Origin of the sequence: Acinetobacter stercoris (genome assembly GCF_900323515.1) — a bacterium.
Lineage (GTDB): Bacteria > Pseudomonadota > Gammaproteobacteria > Pseudomonadales > Moraxellaceae > Acinetobacter > Acinetobacter stercoris.
The window spans coordinates 1-2,058 of the sequence record NZ_OOGT01000345.1 but is presented as its reverse complement, the minus strand read 5'-3'; the positions used below and the strand labels follow the sequence as shown (position 1 = coordinate 2,058).

Genomic DNA, 2,058 nt, shown 5'->3' with positions numbered 1-2,058 from the left:
GATTAACATCTTGTTAAGGGCTTTTTAATTATTTTTGATTTATTCACTCTTCAAAAACTAATCAAATGGTTCACATAAATTGATGAAATCGTCAAATATCATAAGCAAATTTTGCTTTATTTGAACTCATTCAAATTTTACTAAAATAGGTTTTATCATGCGCACTTTATTACTCTCAGGATTAATCCTTTCTTCACTCATGGCAAATTCTGTTTTTGCTGCCAATAATAACGGTCAAAATAATGACTTAAATTACAATGTCGTTAACATCCAGGCTGAAGCTAGTCGTAAAGTTTCAAATGATGAAATGCACGCCATTTTATTTATTGAAAAAACAGACAAACGCCCTGCTGAGTTATCGAGTCAGATCAACCAATTGATGAATCAGGCTCAAAACATTGCTAAAAAATATCCTCAAGTGAAATTTGAAACAGGTTCACAAACAACTTACCCTGTTTATGACAACAATACCCAGAAGTTAAAAGAATGGCGCGGACGTGCAGAAATCAATCTGGAAAGTAAAGATTTCAAAACTGCGAGTCAGTTGATTAGCGAACTGCAACAAAACTTCCAGACACAATCAATCAACTTTACGGTCTCTGATGAACAGCGCAAAAAAGTTGAAAATGAACTGATGGTAGAAGCGTCTAAAAACTTCCAGCAACGCGCCCAGATTGTCAGCCAAGCATGGAATAAATCGTCATATAACCTGGTCAGTTTAAATATTGATGCGAATCGCTCAAGCATACGTCCTATGATGGGTTCACGCGTAAATATGGCAAAATATGCAGTAGCAGCCGAAGCAGCTCCTGCTCAAGATATTGCAGCAGGTGAATCTCAAATAATTGTCAATGCTAATGGCTCAATTCAATTCAGATAAAATTTTCCTGGATCATAATTTGATAATAGCCATGGGTTTCATCATGGCTATTTTTTGAGTACAACTTCTTTACACCTTAAAATCGAATATATTCAAAATAAAAATTTCTAACCAGGTAAAACTAAACATTAATCAACTTAATAGTAAGTAAATATTGTATTTAGACTTTTTTCACTTCATCATCCAAAGTTCTGTGTTGATTATTTAACAAATTAAGCACTCATTTTATTGAGATGCTCATTAATCAATGAATATCGATCATGACTCATGTATCTTATGAGTTGAAAATAAAAATTTAAGATGATGATTCATGGATATAGAACATTTCAGTCTGGCTCTCGCCTTTTTCGGATTTTGCGCAGGTTTTGTCGATGCAACTGTTGGTGGTGGCGGATTGATCCTGGTCCCGGCATTGATGTATGCCTTCCCCAATCAAAGTATCGCAACTATTTTTGGTACGAATAAGATTACCGCTTTAGCTGGAGCTAGCTCTTCAGCATTGGGATATATCCAAAAAGTGACAATTCCATGGAACCTGCTTTTACCAACTATGCTATCAGCTTTTATCTTTGCTTTTTTAGGTGCATTGTCAGTTTCACTAATTCCCAAAGCCTATATGCAATATGCTGTGTTTTTTTTACTAATTTTGATGGCGATCTACACCTTCAGCAAAAAGGATTTAGGGCAAATTCATACCACGATACAATTCGGTAAAAAAGAAATCATACTTGGTATCGTATTTGGCGCCTTGATTGGTTTCTATGATGGTGTTTTCGGTCCGGGTTCAGGCAGCTTCCTGCTATTTCTTTTCATTAAAGTATTCGCTTTTGATTTTATCCATGCTGTTGCTTCAGCTAAATTAGTTAACATTGCGACATTTTTAGCAGGGTTATGCTTCTTTATTCCAACAGGGCATATTTTATGGTTTACAGGTATCTACCTTGCTATTAGTGGAGCAATTGGTGCATTTGTTGGAACACGTCTGGCATTTAAATTAGGCAGTAAATTTATCCGGATATTCTTTTTAATCTTACTGATTTTTTTGATTGGTAGAATGGGATATGAACTATTTTTTAACTAAAAAAACGGATACAGAAACATGATATTCACTCTATACTTTAAGAAGTTCATGTGCATATAAATATTCTATGAGAACAAAAATTATTATTTTAAATGGG

At 34.5% G+C, this 2,058-nt stretch carries 2 protein-coding genes; both read left to right on the top strand.

What is annotated here, in order from left to right:
• The first annotated feature begins 157 nt into the window (after positions 1 to 157).
• Entirely contained in the window at positions 158 to 880 is a 723-nt protein-coding gene (locus KPC_RS19350) for an SIMPL domain-containing protein (protein WP_121975936.1), read from the top strand.
• 310 nt (positions 881 to 1,190) lie between these two features.
• Positions 1,191 to 1,961 carry a sulfite exporter TauE/SafE family protein gene (locus KPC_RS19345; protein ID WP_121975935.1) on the top strand — a complete coding sequence of 257 codons (771 nt, stop codon included), beginning with the start codon at positions 1,191 to 1,193 and terminating at the stop codon, positions 1,959 to 1,961.
• The last annotated feature ends 97 nt before the right edge of the window (positions 1,962 to 2,058 follow it).

Bases quoted from the DNA above. Each gene is read 5' to 3' on its own strand.
- KPC_RS19350 (WP_121975936.1), top strand. From the start codon at position 158: ATGCGCACTTTATTACTCTCAGGATTAATCCTTTCTTCACTCATGGCA.
- KPC_RS19345 (WP_121975935.1), top strand. From the start codon at position 1,191: ATGGATATAGAACATTTCAGTCTGGCTCTCGCCTTTTTCGGATTTTGC.